The 19,695-nt window shown below is 65.7% G+C and carries 10 protein-coding genes and 6 pseudogenes; 6 read left to right on the forward strand and 10 right to left on the reverse strand.

Going from position 1 to position 19,695, the window contains the following annotated elements; all coding sequences use genetic code 11:
* Positions 1-1,586 precede the first annotated feature (1,586 nt).
* Together IPK37_16510 and IPK37_16515 are read right to left on the reverse strand one after the other, a co-directional pair.
* Positions 1,587-3,164, reverse strand: a complete 1,578-nt coding sequence (locus tag IPK37_16510) for a hypothetical protein (GenBank protein QQS00433.1) — start codon at positions 3,162-3,164, stop codon at positions 1,587-1,589.
* 607 nt (positions 3,165-3,771) lie between these two features.
* Entirely contained in the window at positions 3,772-5,175 is a 1,404-nt protein-coding gene (locus IPK37_16515; GenBank protein ID QQS00434.1) for an IS1380 family transposase, read from the reverse strand.
* 352 nt (positions 5,176-5,527) lie between these two features.
* Between IPK37_16515 and IPK37_16520 the strand changes: the two genes are divergently transcribed.
* Positions 5,528-6,718, forward strand: a complete 1,191-nt coding sequence (locus tag IPK37_16520) for a hypothetical protein (GenBank protein QQS00435.1) — start codon at positions 5,528-5,530, stop codon at positions 6,716-6,718.
* A gap of 283 nt (positions 6,719-7,001) precedes the next feature.
* Here IPK37_16520 and IPK37_16525 read toward each other — a convergent pair.
* Positions 7,002-8,406 (reverse strand): annotated as a pseudogene (locus tag IPK37_16525) (IS1380 family transposase).
* Positions 8,407-8,621: 215 nt separating this feature from the next.
* Between IPK37_16525 and IPK37_16530 the strand changes: the two are divergent.
* Positions 8,622-10,014 (forward strand): annotated as a pseudogene (locus tag IPK37_16530) (IS1380 family transposase).
* Between the two features lie 283 nt (positions 10,015-10,297).
* A pseudogene (locus tag IPK37_16535) lies at positions 10,298-10,504 on the forward strand (IS1380 family transposase).
* A 108-nt stretch (positions 10,505-10,612) separates the two neighbouring features.
* On the opposite strand, the gene IPK37_16540 reads toward IPK37_16535, so the two are convergent.
* The 5 genes and pseudogenes from IPK37_16540 to IPK37_16560 all read right to left on the reverse strand — a co-directional run bounded on the left by IPK37_16540 (position 10,613) and on the right by IPK37_16560 (position 14,587).
* A complete protein-coding gene (locus tag IPK37_16540) occupies positions 10,613-10,993 on the reverse strand; it encodes a transposase (protein QQS00436.1) in 381 nt (126 codons plus the stop codon).
* Positions 10,971-11,351, reverse strand: coding sequence for a transposase family protein (locus IPK37_16545; GenBank protein ID QQS00437.1), 381 nt, complete (start codon positions 11,349-11,351; stop codon positions 10,971-10,973). The genes IPK37_16540 and IPK37_16545 overlap by 23 nt, the downstream gene beginning before the upstream one ends.
* A 608-nt stretch (positions 11,352-11,959) precedes the next feature.
* A pseudogene (locus IPK37_16550) lies at positions 11,960-13,361 on the reverse strand (IS1380 family transposase).
* Between the two features lie 72 nt (positions 13,362-13,433).
* Entirely contained in the window at positions 13,434-13,718 is a 285-nt protein-coding gene (locus IPK37_16555; protein ID QQS00438.1) for a transposase, read from the reverse strand.
* 2 nt (positions 13,719-13,720) lie between these two features.
* Positions 13,721-14,587 (reverse strand): IS3 family transposase, encoded by an 867-nt coding sequence (locus IPK37_16560; protein QQS00439.1) that lies wholly within the window; start codon positions 14,585-14,587, stop codon positions 13,721-13,723.
* Positions 14,588-14,889: 302 nt separating this feature from the next.
* Here IPK37_16560 and IPK37_16565 point away from each other — a divergent pair, with 302 nt between their 5' ends.
* Together IPK37_16565 and IPK37_16570 are read left to right on the forward strand one after the other, a co-directional pair.
* Positions 14,890-15,111, forward strand: coding sequence for a hypothetical protein (locus IPK37_16565; protein ID QQS00440.1), 222 nt, complete (start codon positions 14,890-14,892; stop codon positions 15,109-15,111).
* On the forward strand, positions 15,108-16,133 hold the full coding sequence (locus IPK37_16570; GenBank protein ID QQS00441.1) for a DDE-type integrase/transposase/recombinase: 1,026 nt from the start codon (positions 15,108-15,110) through the stop codon (positions 16,131-16,133). The genes IPK37_16565 and IPK37_16570 overlap by 4 nt, the downstream gene beginning before the upstream one ends.
* An 82-nt stretch (positions 16,134-16,215) precedes the next feature.
* On the opposite strand, the pseudogene IPK37_16575 reads toward IPK37_16570, so the two are convergent.
* Positions 16,216-17,608: pseudogene (locus IPK37_16575) on the reverse strand (IS1380 family transposase).
* Between the two features lie 334 nt (positions 17,609-17,942).
* A complete protein-coding gene (locus IPK37_16580) occupies positions 17,943-18,356 on the reverse strand; it encodes a hypothetical protein (GenBank protein ID QQS00442.1) in 414 nt (137 codons plus the stop codon).
* A 77-nt stretch (positions 18,357-18,433) separates the two neighbouring features.
* On the opposite strand from IPK37_16580, the pseudogene IPK37_16585 reads away from it, so the two are divergent.
* Positions 18,434-19,621 (forward strand): annotated as a pseudogene (locus tag IPK37_16585) (IS1380 family transposase).
* Positions 19,622-19,695: the final 74 nt, after the last annotated feature.

A 19,695-nucleotide genomic window follows, 5' to 3' on the forward strand; every position in this document is an offset into this window, starting at 1 on the left:
CCATGGGTATTCGACCAGCTGGACGAAATTGAAGTGGCTCGTGATGTCCCGATCGATATGCTCGAGCCGTGACTCGCGCTCATACTTTGCTGCTGAGAATACTGGGCGACCTTGAAAGAATGTTGCTTACCTATGAAGTCGGCCGCGGCTTGAGCTTCGCTCGCGTTGCCTGGCTGCATGAGCAAGGTCATCGAGTCGTTTCGACCAAGCATCAGTCTTCCGTCATCCCTCAGGTGCTCGTACATCAGCACGACCCGGCAGTTCGCAAGCCGAGCACGGTCCGTCAGATGTTCAAGAGTCCGCGCGGAGAACTCATCTGCCCCCGCAATAATGATGGTCGAGCCGGGGACAACAGCACAAGCTCGAAGAGCTCGAACCATGGCGCTGATTAGAAGCAGACTCCGCTGATGCCCGCCGTCTTGATCGGCTCCGCCCGTGGAGAAGACACGGAGCCCCGTTGACTGCCATACGGGAGAGAGAAACGCTGCATCCTTCTCGTGCTGCTTCCCAAGTGCAGACGAAAGAGTTGTGCGCAGGTCCCTGGTATGCTGTCGGACCTGGTCCACCTGTGGCAGCTCGTCGAGCCCGCGTGTGAGATCCCGAAGCTCGGAGGCTGTCAGGTGCTTCTCCGCCTCACTCGGCGAGAGCGATTGTTCCACGACACGAACGCCCAACTCGATTCGACGTATTGTCAGTGGTGGGCCTAATGACCCCGTAACAAGACGAAGGACGTCCGCGAATGCCGTCCGCCGAGCCCTGACTTCTTCCGGGCGCCCATGCATCGCGACCGCCGACGCAAGCAGGTCGCTTGATTCATCTGCAGAGCATCCAGCCAGAAGGTCCAAGCCGTCACTTCCATCGGAGAGATCAAACTCCCCTGCCGTGATACCGGAATCAGCGCAAGCCCGCAGGAGGCCTCTCGTGGTGTCGCCCCCTCGCCCGTTCAGCACCCAAGCAGGGCGACCCGCAGCCAGAGGCACCGCCAAGGCCGTCGTGAGGAAGGCGTCCCAGGATGTCGCGCTCCCCCCGAAGACGTGTACTGAAGTGAGTGGATCCGGCGTGGTCAAGGGATGCCACACGGGCCCCTGATCGATTCTCAGTTGTTCGCTCTTGGCCCACTCCTCGCGTCGAGCACTCCACTCGTTGAGTCTACGTTCGTGCTCTACGCGCGCTTCGGCGCAGATCGCCTCGTATTCAACTCGCGCTGTTTTCACTTCCGACTTGGAGGAGAATGCCGCCATAATGCCCCCCACTAAAATGAAGAGAGCTAGAGACACAATGACGCCGCTCCAGAATACCGAGATGCCACTGAGCTGCGGCAGGAAGAAGGCTACTCCTACCAGGAACAGCGTTATAAGAAGCGCACTCAACAGGAAACGGTCCCTTCGGTTCACTCTTTTCATCTACGAGGAGCTGCGGCTCAGGCGGTTCGACCCACTCGGGTTCTCCGTCGGGCATAGGCGGACTCGGCTCCGGAAATACGGGACACCACCCCCAAGGCTCAAAACCCGTTTCCGATGCAACCAGATTCATTCCCATACCTCTAGCTCATGTGGATCTTCTGAGGGCAACGAGCAACTCTACAGCTAAGGTGAGTACGGACGTGGGCTTACCCTCGGCATCAACGCCATGGCAGGATCACAGGTGGCCGAAATGGCGGTTCGAACGCCTCCTACCGATTCAACGAGGATGCTCGAGAGGGCCTCCAGTGATTGGATAGCCGCAGGTTCAACGCTTAACTCATACACCCGCGTTACGGTGATTCCGTCCGTCACGGATGTCGCCTGCGACTCATTTACGGACCCTTGCTCCGACACTCCGACTGATTCACTGGAGCTGTGGGTGGTCCCCTGTCTCGCCCGGGACTCACCTGTGGTGAAGGTGGTGCTGGCTCCGACGCTCACGGAAATCCCGGACGTATCCGTAAGACCTGTCTGACGATTGATCTGCGTCATTTTGAAGGAGTGGTTACGTCCGATGTGGTCCGCCGCCATGGCAGCCTCTTTCGCACCCGCCAGGCGCATGAAGAGACTTGCACTCTCAGCTTCGCCAATGACCGGTTCGAGATCCGCGTCGATACGTCTCAGCATGAGCACTAGACGAAGGCCTGCTTGTCGACAAGCACGGGAAACAGACTGGAGAGCTTCCCGACCCAAGTGATCACAGCCCACAAGAACGATAACCGTTTCACTGTCAGAGTATTCGCCGCGTCTGATTCTTTGCACCAGGGCCTGCAGTAAAATTCGGTCAGCAAGGTCTTTGCGTCGCGGTCCACCCGCAAGTGATCGCATAACGTGGAGATCACAGAGCGCCGGGCTCTCGAGGCTAGTTTCGCACGACCCGCGGATGTCTTCGTCCTCTGCATCCGCAACCTCGGAGAGCAGAGCACGCAAGAAGCGCGCCTCTGATCTCGCCATTTCGGTTTCGGCAATGGTGTCAAGCATCTGCGTCAGACGATGAACTTCGTCCGCGGACAGCTCTCCGACGCCGACTGGCTCGTATGTCCGCTGGAGAACCGCGAGTCCCGCCGCCAGACGGGGGATTGTCACCCGCGATCCAAGGATGGTCGCGACGCTGCTCAGGAGCTCAGCGTCCATGAGCCTGCGTTCGACGTCACTACCGCCCTTGCGAACGGTGTCCACCGCCTCCGCAATGGCCTCGGCCAGCGACTTTGCGTCTAAGCCTGTTAGGAGTAGTCCCTGGCCCGGTCCGCTTGAAAGCGCTATTCGCCGGACTTTGCACCTCGCCAAGGCCACCAGTGAAGTGGAAACGCTCTCGTCTGTGAGATCAACCACCCAGAGCGGCTTGCCGGAGCCCAGAATGGAGCAACCTGTCACACAGAGTTGTGCAGCCCAACCCGCAGGCGTACCTCCGACGATGTCAACGCGTTCGATCGACGGCCTTAGGACAATGGGGAACCATGTATCCAGGGAGGCGCGACGACGCTCTTCTGCCTGGTCCCAAGCCGATGCCTCGGCCTGCCACGTCGAGTGGTGCTCACGATAGGCCAACCACTGCTCTTGTCGGAAACTCTGGTAACTCAGCATGAGCGCCGCACGCTCGTTCAGATCTTGTCTATACCCTTTCACGAACCAGTTGATGGCGAGGACTATCCCCGTGATCCAGCCCAACAAGAATAGGGGGCCCAACACAAAGCTGAACACGAATATGCAGATTACGATGGTGACACGCTTCCGATGCTCCGCCTGAGCATGGGAAATACGCGCGTCGAGGGCCCGTAAATCTGGCGGAGAGGGCTCCACCCATTGCGGCTCGAGGCCCATCGATGGACAGGGACGAGCCGCAGGGGGATCTACGTACTGCCACCCCCATCGTTCGAACGGCACGAAGAGCGAGTCCCCGAAGCCGTCCCCCTCGTTGACCAGTAGCCGATCCACTCCTCGCCCCCCCTTGTGTCACCCGTGGATGCTCATGCTAGGGGTGAATACTGTTCGCGTACAGAGCAATTCGTCGATTATGGTCTGTCGTCTCCTCCGCGGCTGCAGGCAGGTCGCACACATGCCAGTGACATTGGATCGTCGCGTCCTCGCGTCGTGGAAGCTTGGCGGCGAACGTTCCATGTCCGGGTCCGGACTAGCCCGGATGTTGCATGGGGGCTTGCTGGTGGGGGCCGGGCCGTCGTTGACGCCTCGGTGGGGCTGATTCTGGCCGGTGGGTATGACAATGTCCCGGGGCGGCGCTTCCGGTGGGCGTCGTCTTCCACGGACGAGGGCTGTGTTGCGGGTTGTCGGGGCGGGGTGGTGGCGTTGCTCAGGGCGGGGCCAGGATCGCGAGGCGGTCCCATCCGGTGGTGAAGAGTCCCGCCCAGGGCGCCGTGACCTTGACGTGGAGCAGGCGTTGCCTACCGGTGTGGGCCAGGGTGGCTGCGATGGTGAAGAGCCGCAGCCGTAGCGTCTTGGGTTCCCAGCGGCGGGCATCGGTGCTGGTGAAGGCCAGCATGCCCATCCACGCGATCAGGTCGTTCGCGAGTTGCACGATCAGGAGCCAGATTCGGTTCTGGGCGAAGCCCTGCAGGGGCAGGTTGGTCAGGCCGGTGTCTTTGGCGATGCGGATCCGGTCTTCGCAGCGGGCCCGGCGCCGGTGGCGTAGTTCCAGGTCGGCCAGTTGCCCACGGGTCGTGTTGGTGACGAAAGCGGTCAGCCGGTACCCCTCGACGTCGGTGAAGCGGAGTTGGGCGCCGGGGTGGGGTCGTTCGCGTCGGACGATGACCCGCATCCCGGCCGGGTACCCCGTGAGGAGACCCTTAGCCGCGAGGAGGTCGGTGAGCTCGACGACGGCCGCGCCGTCCCGGACGTCGCCGTCGGCGTCGAGGGCGACCTGCCAGGCGGTCTCGGGGATCAGCGCGTACAGCTGGGGCGTGCTGGTGGGCAGGGTGTACCCGATGGAGTACGACAGGCCGCGCCGGTCCAGGAAGGTCAGGAACTCCCGGGTGCCACCGGCGCCGTCGGTGCGGATCAAGACTTTCTTGCCGGGCCGGGAGGGGTTGATCCCGGGCACCGCCGCCAGCGCCGTCTTGGTCACGGCGATGTGGTCAGCGGCCGTGTTCGACCCAGCGTTCCCCGCTCGCAGCAGCATGCCGAGCGGTTCGCCGGTGCCCGTCTTGCCGTGGTCGAGGAAGGCGCACAGCGGGTGGAAGCCGTAGCCATGTTTGAACGTGGCGGCGGCGTTCTCCTTCTCGGAGTGGGCCGTGATCAGCGTCGCGTCAAGGTCGATGACCAGCGGATCGGTTGCTGAGGCTGCGTGGTTCGGGGCATGGGTTCCGGCCCGATGCCACACGTGGGCGCGGGCCGCGGTTCGGGCCGCGGCCACGGCCTTCTCCACGGCGGTGACCTGCGAGGTCAGGGACGCGATCGTCCGGCTAATCGTCGCATCGGAAGCGACCGGCCCGTACAGGGCGGGCTCGACTCGTAACAACGTCACGTCGCGGCAGGCGTCCCCACCCAGGGCCAGCGTGATCGCCAGGTCGAGTAGCACCTTGGCCGGATCGTGCCGCGCCAACGGCTTACGCCACGGCGTCAGCGCAGCGCTCAACGTCGCGGCCAGCCCCGACACTGTCGCAGTCTGGGCCAGCAGCGCCCCACCGGCCTGGGCAACCGCCGGAACGGTGGCCGCGTCGACCTTGATTCTGGGGTAGATCCGGGTAGTGTGCTTCACCTGAAAGGTGCTCCCTTCGACCCGCCAATATCGACCTCAGCAATCGATATTCTCCCAGGTCAAGAGCACCTTTCAGCGTTTACCGGCCACACTAACCATGAAATCTCCGGGCTAGGCGCTTATGTTGGGATTGCTGGGCAGTGGTCGGTTCGAGGGGAGCGGGGGGCCTGGGTCTTAGAGGGTCGAAAGCGCAGTCGTTGACGGACCATTCGAAAGGGACTCGCCTGAAATGACGGACACGCCCACTGCGCGGGATGCCCCGCCTCCTCCGCCCCCACCGCCTCCGCCTGATCCGCCTTCGCCCTCAGGATTCAGAGCCTTGGAGGCGCAAAACGCCACCCCGCGGGACGCGGTGGATCAGCGCATCGAGTCTCGATCGGGGAATGGATCACCGAATGATGATCGCGTACCGTCAGGTTTCGCTGCTCTGGAGGCGCAGTATGAGGGAAGGTTGGCGGAGAGACCGGACCCGGGGCAGGCCCAGGGCGAGCTGAGTGATGCGGTGGTGGCGGGGCAGGCCCAGGGCGAGCTGAGTGATGCGGTGGTGGCGGAGCAGGCCCAGGGCGAGCTGAGTGATGCGGTGGTGGCGGAGCAGGCCCAGGGCGAGCTGAGTGATGCGGTGGTGGCGGAGCAGGCCCAGGGCGAGCTGAGTGATGCGGTGGTGGCGGAGCAGGCCCAGGGCGAGCTGAGTGATGCGGTGGTGGCGGAGCAGGCCCAGGGCGAGCTGAGTGATGCGGTGGTGGCGGAGCAGGCCCAGGGCGAGCTGAGTGATGCGGTGGTGGCGGGGCAGGCCCAGGCCGAGTTGATCCCGGCGGTCGAGATCGTGGACGGTCCGGGCGACTCTGAGGGAAGTGCGGACGACCCTGATGTGGCGCCTGGAGTCAACGAGGTCGAGCGGTCGCTCGAGTCGATCGAAGTCGATGAAAGAGTGAACAAAGATGTGCCGACTGGCGAGGACCTGAGCCAGCAGAATCGCCGCCTCAAAGATGCGGGTCATCGGCCGGAGTGGCTCCGTTTGTGGGAGGGGCAGAAGGTTCATAGGGAGTACCAATCTGACCTAAACGAAGCTATGACTGCTTCCGGAGCAGAATTGTCTCGCGCGGAGCTCTACGTGCACAAGCCCGGGGTTGACGTGGTCGCTGCGCGAAATGGGGCTAATAAGCGATACAACCGGGTCGACTGGTATGACGGGTCAGTTGGGATGATCGCGTCGATGAAGAACGTTCAATTTTCCGAAGTTGACTCATCGATCGCATCTCGCTACATTGATGAGTTGACTAAGAAGTATCATTCAGGTGTTGTGATTGCGAATGTCCCAACCACACCTTCGGCGCTGGTGCATGAAGAGCTCAAGGGCGTCATGACCTTGATAGTTCCTAGTCAGGCTCAACCGATACCTCAAAAGGTTATAGATTATGCTCGTGACCGAAACGTGATTATCGCAGAATGGGAGAACGTCCTCGGTTGGGGCGTCAATGACGCAAGTCGGGATCGCTTTCCATCTGAATTGTGGGTTCCACCGCCGGGCATGTTTTCTGACTGAAGAAAAGGCAAGGAGAGGGGAAACCGAAGCTCATCGATCTTTCCCCGCGTGTCTTTGGCATGGCGCCAGGAAACGCATCGGGGCCGGAGGGTCTCGACCTTGTTGCCTAGCCCGGATGTTGCATGGGGGCTTGCTGGTGGGGGCCGGGCCGTCGTTGACGCCTCGGTGGGGCTGATTCTGGCCGGTGGGTATGACAATGTCCCGGGGCGGCGCTTCCGGTGGGCGTCGTCTTCCACGGACGAGGGCTGTGTTGCGGGTTGTCGGGGCGGGGTGGTGGCGTTGCTCAGGGCGGGGCCAGGATCGCGAGGCGGTCCCATCCGGTGGTGAAGAGTCCCGCCCAGGGCGCCGTGACCTTGACGTGGAGCAGGCGTTGCCTACCGGTGTGGGCCAGGGTGGCTGCGATGGTGAAGAGCCGCAGCCGTAGCGTCTTGGGTTCCCAGCGGCGGGCATCGGTGCTGGTGAAGGCCAGCATGCCCATCCACGCGATCAGGTCGTTCGCGAGTTGCACGATCAGGAGCCAGATTCGGTTCTGGGCGAAGCCCTGCAGGGGCAGGTTGGTCAGGCCGGTGTCTTTGGCGATGCGGATCCGGTCTTCGCAGCGGGCCCGGCGCCGGTGGCGTAGTTCCAGGTCGGCCAGTTGCCCACGGGTCGTGTTGGTGACGAAAGCGGTCAGCCGGTACCCCTCGACGTCGGTGAAGCGGAGTTGGGCGCCGGGGTGGGGTCGTTCGCGTCGGACGATGACCCGCATCCCGGCCGGGTACCCCGTGAGGAGACCCTTAGCCGCGAGGAGGTCGGTGAGCTCGACGACGGCCGCGCCGTCCCGGACGTCGCCGTCGGCGTCGAGGGCGACCTGCCAGGCGGTCTCGGGGATCAGCGCGTACAGCTGGGGCGTGCTGGTGGGCAGGGTGTACCCGATGGAGTACGACAGGCCGCGCCGGTCCAGGAAGGTCAGGAACTCCCGGGTGCCACCGGCGCCGTCGGTGCGGATCAAGACTTTCTTGCCGGGCCGGGAGGGGTTGATCCCGGGCACCGCCGCCAGCGCCGTCTTGGTCACGGCGATGTGGTCAGCGGCCGTGTTCGACCCAGCGTTCCCCGCTCGCAGCAGCATGCCGAGCGGTTCGCCGGTGCCCGTCTTGCCGTGGTCGAGGAAGGCGCACAGCGGGTGGAAGCCGTAGCCATGTTTGAACGTGGCGGCGGCGTTCTCCTTCTCGGAGTGGGCCGTGATCAGCGTCGCGTCAAGGTCGATGACCAGCGGATCGGTTGCTGAGGCTGCGTGGTTCCGGGGCATGGGTTCCGGCCCGCTGCCACACGTGGGCGCGGGCCGCGGTTCGGGCCGCGGCCACGGCCTTCTCCACGGCGGTGACCTGCGAGGTCAGGGACGCGATCGTCCGGCTAATCGTCGCATCGGAAGCGACCGGCCCGTACAGGGCGGGCTCGACTCGTAACAACGTCACGTCGCGGCAGGCGTCCCCACCCAGGGCCAGCGTGATCGCCAGGTCGAGTAGCACCTTGGCCGGATCGTGCCGCGCCAACGGCTTACGCCACGGCGTCAGCGCGGCGCTCAACGTCGGGGCCAGCCCCGACACTGTCGCAGTCTGGGCCAGCAGCGCCCCACCGGCCTGGGCAACCGCCGGAACGGTGGCCGCGTCGACCTTGATTCTGGGGTAGATCCGGGTAGTGTGCTTCACCTGAAAGGTGCTCCCTTCGACCCGGCAATATCGACCTCAGCAATCGATATTCTCCCAGGTCAAGAGCACCTTTCAGCGTTTACCGGCCACACTAACCCGGATCGTTCACGAGACTCGGGTGTGATCGGCGCGTAGAAGCACGGAAGTGCCTGTCCAGCAAGGGAAACTTGGGTTTGCGACGACTCAAGATCTCCGAACCGGAAGGCACTCCGTAGGTGAAGCGTACTTCGTGGTCTACCGGCTTGTCCGTGACCTCCGATGGTGTCGGCGTGGTGGCCCATGCGGGCAGCGTCGCCACCCGCCTTCTGGCCGACCGGGTCGGCCTCACGTCCGAGTTGTCCAAGGTGATGGTCCGCCGCAACTTCGTCCCCGGTCACGACCGCGGCAGGGTGCTGACCGACGTCGCGGTGATGCTCGCCGACGGCGGGGAGGCGATCGCCGACATCGACGTGCTGCGCCACCAGTCCAGCGTGCTGGGCCGTGTCGCGTCGGCGCCGACGGTGTGGCGGGCACTGGACGAGGTCACACCTGGCCGGTTGAAGAGGATCCAGAACGCGCGGGCGCGGGTCCGCCGCCAGGTCTGGTCCCAGCTGCCTGACGGCGTCCCGGCGAGCAAGGTCGCCGGGACCGATCTTGACGATCTGATCGTGCTCGACACCGACGCGACCATCGTGATCAGCCACAGCGAGAAGGAGAACGCGGCGGCCACGTTCAAGCGGACCTTCGGGTTCCACCCACTCGGGGTGTGGTGCGACAACACGAGTGAGTTCCTCGCCGCCAAGCTCCGCGCTGGCAATGCCGGCTCGAACACCGCCGCCGACCACATCGAGGTCCTCACCGACGCGATCGCGCAGATCCCCGGCACGCACCGCAAGAAGCTGCTCATCCGCTCCGACGGCGCGGGCGCATCGCACAAGCTGCTGGACTGGCTTACCGAGCAGAACCGGGTCCGTGGCCGCAGCGTGGAGTACAGCGTGGGTTTCGCGGTCACCGAGAAGATCCGCGACGCCATCGACCTGGTCCCGAAGAAGGTCTGGACCCCGGCACTCGACGCCGACGGTGGGATCCGCGAAGGAGGTGACGTCGCCGAGCTCACCGGGCTCTTGGACCTGAGCAGCTGGCCGACCGGAATGCGCGTCATCGTGCGCCGCGAACGACCCCATCCCGGCGCCCAACTGTCGCTGTTCGAGGAACGTGACGGCTGGCGCTACCAAGCCTTCGTCACCAACACCACGACCGGACAACTGGCTTTCCTCGAGGCCCGGCATCGGGCGCACGCTCGGGTCGAGGACCGGATCCGGCACGCCAAGGACTCCGGGGCTGGGGCGGTTCCCGTCGCGGGAGTTCGAGATCAACCGGGTGTGGCTGATGCTGGTGCAGATCGCTGCCGACCTGACCGCATGGACCCGGCTCCTCGCACTGACCGGAGACGCGAAGTCGCTGGCGGCGTGTGAGCCGAAAGCGCTGCGCTACCGCTTCCTTCACGTCCCAGCCCGGCTGACTCACAGCGCCCGCCGACGACGCTTGCGGATACCCGAGTCGTGGCCATGGGCGGCCGCGATCGTCGCAGTCTTCGCCAACATCGCCGCCATCCCCCAACCAGCCTGACCCCCCGTCCACCCACGACATCACGACCCGGAGAACCGCAGCCCGGCAGCGCCAGCCGGCCCAACGTCGTACCCGCGCACCGTCATCGACTCACCCCACGCAGCGATGCCGTCGTCGGCACCGTCATGAAAGACCGGGGCTAACCATGAAATCTCCGGGCTAGCCCGGATCGTTCACGAGACTCGGGTGTGATCGGCGCGTAGAAGCACGGAAGTGCCTGTCCAGCAAGGGAAACTTGGGTTTGCGACGACTCAAGATCTCCGAACCGGAAGGCACTCCGTAGGTGAAGCGTACTTCGTGGTCTACCGGCTTGTCCGTGACCTCCGATGGTGTCGGCGTGGTGGCCCATGCGGGCAGCGTCGCCACCCGCCTTCTGGCCGACCGGGTCGGCCTCACGTCCGAGTTGTCCAAGGTGATGGTCCGCCGCAACTTCGTCCCCGGTCACGACCGCGGCAGGGTGCTGACCGACGTCGCGGTGATGCTCGCCGACCGGAAGATGTCAAGCAGTCTGAGACACGTGTCGTTACGCGGTCTGTATGAGGGCCTCCGGTGAGGGTTGGTTGATCCAGGCCGGTACGTGTCAAGGTGTTTGGGACATTTAGGCCGCTTCGGAAGTGTGGGAAGCGGAGCTGGTCTGGATGCTGGCTGGCGGCTGGTTGATCCAGGCCTTGGTCGGCACCTTGGGTGCCTGGGGGCGGCCGCCCGGGAAACGGTCGGGACGGGCCCGCCAGGCCGCGTCCAGGGTCTCTTGACGGGTCCGGCGTTGATCGCGCCAGGTCCCGTCATGGACGGAACAAGGGGTGTACAGCCCGATCCCGCAATGCCGGTGATGCTGGTTGTAGTAGCCGGCGAAATCGCGCATGAATATTTGCGCGTCGATCAGCGACCCGAAGTCGTCGGGGAAGGCAGGACAGTACTTGAGGGTTTTAAACGCCGCTTCGGAGTAGGGATTGTCGTTACTGACCTTGGGTCGCGACAACGACCTGGTGATATCCAGCGCCGACAGGAGCTGCGCGACGGTGCCCCGAGGTCATCGGGCCGCCATTATCCGAATGAATGTATCGAGGCAGGACGCCGCGGTTCGCGCGGATCGCGGCATCGATGAAGTCGCGGGCCAACACCTTATCCTCACGGGTATGGACTTCGACGTGAATGATTTTCCGGGAGTAGATATCAATCATCACGTACGCGCTGTAGTACACCCCCTTGCTCGGGCCCTTGAGTTTGGTGATGTCCCAGCTGAACACCTGATCGGGGCCGGTAGCCAGCAGCTGCGGCTTGACCCGCGAGGGGTGGGGAAGCGACCGCCCGCCGCTCACGAACTTGCTGGTGAGCACGCAGGATTCGGTACATCGTGGATACCGAGCACAGGTACCGGCCCTCGTCCAGCAGCGTGGCCCACACCTGCGCGGGGGCCTTATCGGCGAACCGGTCGCTGTTGAGGACCTCCAGCACAGCAGCCGTCTCAGCGGGGCTCAACGCCGAGGGCATCACCTTGGGTTTGGGCGCCCGAGACGGTCCGAACGGTTTCCTGTCCCGGGCCCGCCACCGATACACACTCGAGCGGGCAATCCCGGTCAACGCCGACGCAGCGCTGGTCCCGGCCAGGGCCTCGATCGCCTCGAACGCGGGCCACAGCACCGCGGTCACTGCTGCTTTCCCGGCGCGCTCTTGGACACCGTCTCCAAGAGCGCGTGTGCTTTTCCCATGACCTCCAACATCGATTTCGTCATGTCCAACTCGGCCTGCAACCGCACATTCTCGGCCTCTAACCCGGATGTTGCATGGGGGCTTGCTGGTGGGGGCCGGGCCGTCGTTGACGCCTCGGTGGGGCTGATTCTGGCCGGTGGGTATGACAATGTCCCGGGGCGGCGCTTCCGGTGGGCGTCGTCTTCCACGGACGAGGGCTGTGTTGCGGGTTGTCGGGGCGGGGTGGTGGCGTTGCTCAGGGCGGGGCCAGGATCGCGAGGCGGTCCCATCCGGTGGTGAAGAGTCCCGCCCAGGGCGCCGTGACCTTGACGTGGAGCAGGCGTTGCCTACCGGTGTGGGCCAGGGTGGCTGCGATGGTGAAGAGCCGCAGCCGTAGCGTCTTGGGTTCCCAGCGGCGGGCATCGGTGCTGGTGAAGGCCAGCATGCCCATCCACGCGATCAGGTCGTTCGCGAGTTGCACGATCAGGAGCCAGATTCGGTTCTGGGCGAAGCCCTGCAGGGGCAGGTTGGTCAGGCCGGTGTCTTTGGCGATGCGGATCCGGTCTTCGCAGCGGGCCCGGCGCCGGTGGCGTAGTTCCAGGTCGGCCAGTTGCCCACGGGTCGTGTTGGTGACGAAAGCGGTCAGCCGGTACCCCTCGACGTCGGTGAAGCGGAGTTGGGCGCCGGGGTGGGGTCGTTCGCGTCGGACGATGACCCGCATCCCGGCCGGGTACCCCGTGAGGAGACCCTTAGCCGCGAGGAGGTCGGTGAGCTCGACGACGGCCGCGCCGTCCCGGACGTCGCCGTCGGCGTCGAGGGCGACCTGCCAGGCGGTCTCGGGGATCAGCGCGTACAGCTGGGGCGTGCTGGTGGGCAGGGTGTACCCGATGGAGTACGACAGGCCGCGCCGGTCCAGGAAGGTCAGGAACTCCCGGGTGCCACCGGCGCCGTCGGTGCGGATCAAGACTTTCTTGCCGGGCCGGGAGGGGTTGATCCCGGGCACCGCCGCCAGCGCCGTCTTGGTCACGGCGATGTGGTCAGCGGCCGTGTTCGACCCAGCGTTCCCCGCTCGCAGCAGCATGCCGAGCGGTTCGCCGGTGCCCGTCTTGCCGTGGTCGAGGAAGGCGCACAGCGGGTGGAAGCCGTAGCCATGTTTGAACGTGGCGGCGGCGTTCTCCTTCTCGGAGTGGGCCGTGATCAGCGTCGCGTCAAGGTCGATGACCAGCGGATCGGTTGCTGAGGCTGCGTGGTTCGGGGCATGGGTTCCGGCCCGATGCCACACGTGGGCGCGGGGCGCGGTTCGGGCGCGGCCACGGCCTTCTCCACGGCGGCCACGTCGCCGGCCAGGGCCGCGATCGTGCGCGAGATCGTGGCATCAGAGGCCACCAGGCCATACAGGCCCGGCTCGGAGCGGATGAGCGCCACATCACGGCAGGCGTCCCCACCCAGGACCAGCGAGATCGCCAGATCGAGCAGCACCTGGCCGGGTCATGCCGGGCCAGCGACTTACGCCACGGCGTCAGCGCCGCACTCAACGCCCCGACCAGCCCGGAGGTGGTCGCGGTCCGGGTCAGCAGCACACCCCCCGCGTGCGCGACCGCGGGCACTGCCGCGGTGTCGACTCGGACAAGGGGATAGGGACCGCTACGCTTACTCACCTGGGAAGTGCCCTTCGAACCACGCGGATATCGGCCTAGACAATCGACATCCTCGCAGCTCAAGGGCACTTTTCACGTCACGGCACGCTCACCGCCGTGAAATCTCCGGGCTAACTGGGCCTGCCGCGAACGGTCCCGGCTCGGGGTCAGACCCGCAACCGGGGTATCCCGCAAACGGCCCTCCTCGACCGCTTTGCGCCACTTCTGCACATGAGAGTCATACAAACCCTCACGACGCAAAATCGCGCCCCGCGCCCCCGGACCGTCCGCCGCGTCATACTCCTGGACCACCGCCGCCTTAAACGCCGCCGTGAACCTACGCCGCGAAGACCGCGCCGGCCGATCCGCCTGACTCATCGTCACCGATCCATCTGCTCTCTCGCCCCGTCAACCACCACACAACCGGACCCACCGGCTGTCCCACTGCACCTTGACAGACAGGGGGCGGCCTGGGGCAGTTTGGGTGCCTGGGGTCGGCGGTTGCCGAATCGGTGCGGGTGGGTGGCGTGGGCGGCGTCGAGGGTGGCCTGGCGCTGGGCGCGGATCTCGGCGGCGGTGCCGAAGTGGACCGACGCGGGGGTATGAAGTCCGATCCCGGAGTGTCGGTGCTCGTGGTTGTAGTAGGTGAAGAACGCCTCGCAGAACGTGCGGGCGTCGGCCAGAGAGCCGAACGCGTCGGGGAACACGGGGGCGTACTTCAAGGTCTTGAACGCCGACTCGCTGTAGGGGTTGTCGTTGCTGACCCGTGGTCGGGAGTGGGAGCGGTCCACGCCCAGGTCGAGCAGGAGCTGGGCGACGGGCTTGGAGGTCATCGAGGTGCCTCTGTCGGCGTGGACCGCGTCGGGGATGCCGTGCAGGCCGAATGCCTCCTCGAGCATGGTCTTGGCGATCTGCGAGTCCTCGCAGGCTTGGACGGTCCAGGCCACGACGTAGCGGGAGAAGATGTCGAGCACGACGTAGAGCTGGAACCAGATCCCACGGCCGGGGCCGCGGAGTTTGGTGATGTCCCACGACCAGACTTGCCCGGACTTGGTGGCCAGCAGTTCGGGCTTCTTCTTCGCCGGATGGACCGCCTGCCGGCGACGTTCCCCAGCTGCGTCGTTGCGGCGCAGGATCCGGTGCATCGTGGACATCGAGCACAGGTAGGTGCCCTCGTCCAGCAGCGTGGCCCAGGCCTGGGAGACGCTCTTGTCACAGAACCGTTCGCTGGTCAGCACGGCCAGCACCTGGGCCTGCTCGGCCAGCGTGAGGGCGTTGGGTGGCGTGGGCCGCTTGGGTGCCGGTCCGTGGGCCGGCCCCTGTCTGTCAAGGTGCAGTGGGACAGCCGGTGGGTCCGGTTGTGTGGTGGTTGACGGGGCGAGAGAGCAGATGGATCGGTGACGATGAGTCAGGCGGATCGGCCGGCGCGGTCTTCGCGGCGTAGGTTCACGGCGGCGTTTAAGGCGGCGGTGGTCCAGGAGTATGACGCGGCGGACGGTCCGGGGCGCGGGGCGCGATTTTGCGTCGTGAGGGTTTGTATGACTCTCATGTGCAGAAGTGGCGCAAAGCGGTCGAGGAGGGCCGTTTGCGGGATACCCCGGTTGCGGGTCTGACCCCGAGCCGGGACCGTTCGCGGCAGGCCCAGTTAGAGGCCGAGAATGTGCGGTTGCAGGCCGAGTTGGACATGACGAAATCGATGTTGGAGGTCATGGGAAAAGCACACGCGCTCTTGGAGACGGTGTCCAAGAGCGCGCCGGGAAAGCAGCAGTGACCGCGGTGCTGTGGCCCGCGTTCGAGGCGATCGAGGCCCTGGCCGGGACCAGCGCTGCGTCGGCGTTGACCGGGATTGCCCGCTCGAGTGTGTATCGGTGGCGGGCCCGGGACAGGAAACCGTTCGGACCGTCTCGGGCGCCCAAACCCAAGGTGATGCCCTCGGCGTTGAGCCCCGCTGAGACGGCTGCTGTGCTGGAGGTCCTCAACAGCGACCGGTTCGCCGATAAGGCCCCCGCGCAGGTGTGGGCCACGCTGCTGGACGAGGGCCGGTACCTGTGCTCGGTATCCACGATGTACCGAATCCTGCGTGCTCACCAGCAAGTTCGTGAGCGGCGGGCGGTCGCTTCCCACCCCTCGCGGGTCAAGCCGCAGCTGCTGGCTACCGGCCCCGATCAGGTGTTCAGCTGGGACATCACCAAACTCAAGGGCCCGAGCAAGGGGGTGTACTACAGCGCGTACGTGATGATTGATATCTACTCCCGGAAAATCATTCACGTCGAAGTCCATACCCGTGAGGATAAGGTGTTGGCCCGCGACTTCATCGATGCCGCGATCCGCGCGAACCGCGGCGTCCTGCCTCGATACATTCATTCGGATAATGGCGGCCCGATGACCTCGGGCACCGTCGCGCAGCTCCTGTCGGCGCTGGATATCACCAGGTCGTTGTCGCGACCCAAGGTCAGTAACGACAATCCCTACTCCGAAGCGGCGTTTAAAACCCTCAAGTACTGTCCTGCCTTCCCCGACGACTTCGGGTCGCTGATCGACGCGCAAATATTCATGCGCGATTTCGCCGGCTACTACAACCAGCATCACCGGCATTGCGGGATCGGGCTGTACACCCCTTGTTCCGTCCATGACGGGACCTGGCGCGATCAACGCCGGACCCGTCAAGAGACCCTGGACGCGGCCTGGCGGGCCCGTCCCGACCGTTTCCCGGGCGGCCGCCCCCAGGCACCCAAGCCCCGGTCTTTCATGACGGTGCCGACGACGGCATCGCTGCGTGGGGTGAGTCGATGACGGTGCGCGGGTACGACGTTGGGCCGGCTGGCGCTGCCGGGCTGCGGTTCTCCGGGTCGTGATGTCGTGGGCGGACGGGGGGTCAGGCGGGTTGTGGGATCGCGGCGATGTTGGCGAAGACTGCGACGATCGCGGCCGCCCATGGCCACGACTCGGGTATCCGCAAGCGTCGTCGGCGGGCGCTGTGAGTCAGCCGGGCTGGGACGTGAAGGAAGCGGTAGCGCAGCGCTTTCGGCTCACACGCCGCCAGCGACTTCGCGTCTCCGGTCAGTGCGAGGAGCCGGGTCCATGCGGTCAGGTCGGCAGCGATCTGCACCAGCATCAGCCACACCCGGTTGATCTCGAACTCCCGCGACGGGAACCGCCCCAGCCCCGAGTCCTTGGCGTGCCGGATCCGGTCCTCGACCCGAGCGTGCGCCCGATGCCGGGCCTCGAGGAAAGCCAGTTGTCCGGTCGTGGTGTTGGTGACGAAGGCTTGGTAGCGCCAGCCGTCACGTTCCTCGAACAGCGACAGTTGGGCGCCGGGATGGGGTCGTTCGCGGCGCACGATGACGCGCATTCCGGTCGGCCAGCTGCTCAGGTCCAAGAGCCCGGTGAGCTCGGCGACGTCACCTCCTTCGCGGATCCCACCGTCGGCGTCGAGTGCCGGGGTCCAGACCTTCTTCGGGACCAGGTCGATGGCGTCGCGGATCTTCTCGGTGACCGCGAAACCCACGCTGTACTCCACGCTGCGGCCACGGACCCGGTTCTGCTCGGTAAGCCAGTCCAGCAGCTTGTGCGATGCGCCCGCGCCGTCGGAGCGGATGAGCAGCTTCTTGCGGTGCGTGCCGGGGATCTGCGCGATCGCGTCGGTGAGGACCTCGATGTGGTCGGCGGCGGTGTTCGAGCCGGCATTGCCAGCGCGGAGCTTGGCGGCGAGGAACTCACTCGTGTTGTCGCACCACACCCCGAGTGGGTGGAACCCGAAGGTCCGCTTGAACGTGGCCGCCGCGTTCTCCTTCTCGCTGTGGCTGATCACGATGGTCGCGTCGGTGTCGAGCACGATCAGATCGTCAAGATCGGTCCCGGCGACCTTGCTCGCCGGGACGCCGTCAGGCAGCTGGGACCAGACCTGGCGGCGGACCCGCGCCCGCGCGTTCTGGATCCTCTTCAACCGGCCAGGTGTGACCTCGTCCAGTGCCCGCCACACCGTCGGCGCCGACGCGACACGGCCCAGCACGCTGGACTGGTGGCGCAGCACGTCGATGTCGGCGATCGCCTCCCCGCCGTCGGCGAGCATCACCGCGACGTCGGTCAGCACCCTGCCGCGGTCGTGACCGGGGACGAAGTTGCGGCGGACCATCACCTTGGACAACTCCGGACGTGAGGCCGACCCGGTCGGCCAGAAGGCGGGTGGCGACGCTGCCCGCATGGGCCACCACGCCGACACCATCGGAGGTCACGGACAAGCCGGTAGACCACGAAGTACGCTTCACCTACGGAGTGCCTTCCGGTTCGGAGATCTTGAGTCGTCGCAAACCAAGTTTCCCTTGCTGGACAGGCACTTCCGTGCTTCCACGCGCCGATCACACCCGAGTCTCGTGAACGATCCGGGCAAGGTGCCGACCAAGGCCTGGATCAACCAGCCGCCAGCCAGCATCCAGACCAGCTCCGCTTCCCACACTTCCGAAGCGGCCTAAATGTCCCAAACACCTTGACACGTACCGGGCGGCTTCTTCGCTCGGTAGTGGCTGCCGCGGGGCCGGCCCAGCAACGCACAGGCGTGCTTCACCCCGACCTGCTCGGCGAGCTCGTCGACGGCGGGGTTGATCACCGCGGCCGCTTCGGCAGGTTCGTGCTCTCGGAGAGCATCTCCAAGAGCGCGTGTGCTTTTCCCACGATCTCCAACGCCGCCTTCGTCCGGACCAGCTCGGCCTCGGCCCTCTCTGCCCGGGCTCGCAGCTGCTCGACCTCCCGGTCGCGGCGGTCCCGGGTCTTCGGGCACTTGGGTCCCAGCGCCGCGGTCGCACCGGCCTCGGCAGCCTTGCGCCACTCGGTGATGTGGGATGAGTACAGGTGCTCGCGGCGCAGGATCGCGCCCCGCTCACCCCGGTCCGCCGTGTCGTACTCATCCAGGATCCGCGCCTTGTACTCCGCGGTGAACATCCGACGCTTGGGCTGGTCAGCTCTCGGGGTCACCACCCCATCATCGAGGCGGGCGGCATCAGCCAACGTCATGGTCATCAGGTGTCTCGCTTCTCCGCCCCGTGCAGAGGGAAAGAACTCAGAAGGGGTGTCTCACCTCAGCCTGACGCACAGGGGACGGCGGGGAGGCGATCGCCGACATCGACGTGCTGCGCCACCAGTCCAGCGTGCTGGGCCGTGTCGCGTCGGCGCCGACGGTGTGGCGGGCACTGGACGAGGTCACACCTGGCCGGTTGAAGAGGATCCAGAACGCGCGGGCGCGGGTCCGCCGCCAGGTCTGGTCCCAGCTGCCTGACGGCGTCCCGGCGAGCAAGGTCGCCGGGACCGATCTTGACGATCTGATCGTGCTCGACACCGACGCGACCATCGTGATCAGCCACAGCGAGAAGGAGAACGCGGCGGCCACGTTCAAGCGGACCTTCGGGTTCCACCCACTCGGGGTGTGGTGCGACAACACGAGTGAGTTCCTCGCCGCCAAGCTCCGCGCTGGCAATGCCGGCTCGAACACCGCCGCCGACCACATCGAGGTCCTCACCGACGCGATCGCGCAGATCCCCGGCACGCACCGCAAGAAGCTGCTCATCCGCTCCGACGGCGCGGGCGCATCGCACAAGCTGCTGGACTGGCTTACCGAGCAGAACCGGGTCCGTGGCCGCAGCGTGGAGTACAGCGTGGGTTTCGCGGTCACCGAGAAGATCCGCGACGCCATCGACCTGGTCCCGAAGAAGGTCTGGACCCCGGCACTCGACGCCGACGGTGGGATCCGCGAAGGAGGTGACGTCGCCGAGCTCACCGGGCTCTTGGACCTGAGCAGCTGGCCGACCGGAATGCGCGTCATCGTGCGCCGCGAACGACCCCATCCCGGCGCCCAACTGTCGCTGTTCGAGGAACGTGACGGCTGGCGCTACCAAGCCTTCGTCACCAACACCACGACCGGACAACTGGCTTTCCTCGAGGCCCGGCATCGGGCGCACGCTCGGGTCGAGGACCGGATCCGGCACGCCAAGGACTCGGGGCTGGGGCGGTTCCCGTCGCGGGAGTTCGAGATCAACCGGGTGTGGCTGATGCTGGTGCAGATCGCTGCCGACCTGACCGCATGGACCCGGCTCCTCGCACTGACCGGAGACGCGAAGTCGCTGGCGGCGTGTGAGCCGAAAGCGCTGCGCTACCGCTTCCTTCACGTCCCAGCCCGGCTGACTCACAGCGCCCGCCGACGACGCTTGCGGATACCCGAGTCGTGGCCATGGGCGGCCGCGATCGTCGCAGTCTTCGCCAACATCGCCGCGATCCCACAACCCGCCTGACCCCCCCGTCCGCCCACGACATCACGACCCGGAGAACCGCAGCCCGGCAGCGCCAGCCGGCCCAACGTCGTACC

This window comes from Austwickia sp. (assembly GCA_016699675.1).
Taxonomy (GTDB): Bacteria; Actinomycetota; Actinomycetes; order Actinomycetales; family Dermatophilaceae; genus Austwickia.

Coding starts and splice junctions, on each gene's coding strand:
- IPK37_16555 (QQS00438.1), bottom strand. CDS start 13,718: ATGAGTCAGGCGGATCGGCCGGCGCGGTCTTCGCGGCGTAGGTTCACG.
- IPK37_16580 (QQS00442.1), bottom strand. CDS start 18,356: ATGACCATGACGTTGGCTGATGCCGCCCGCCTCGATGATGGGGTGGTG.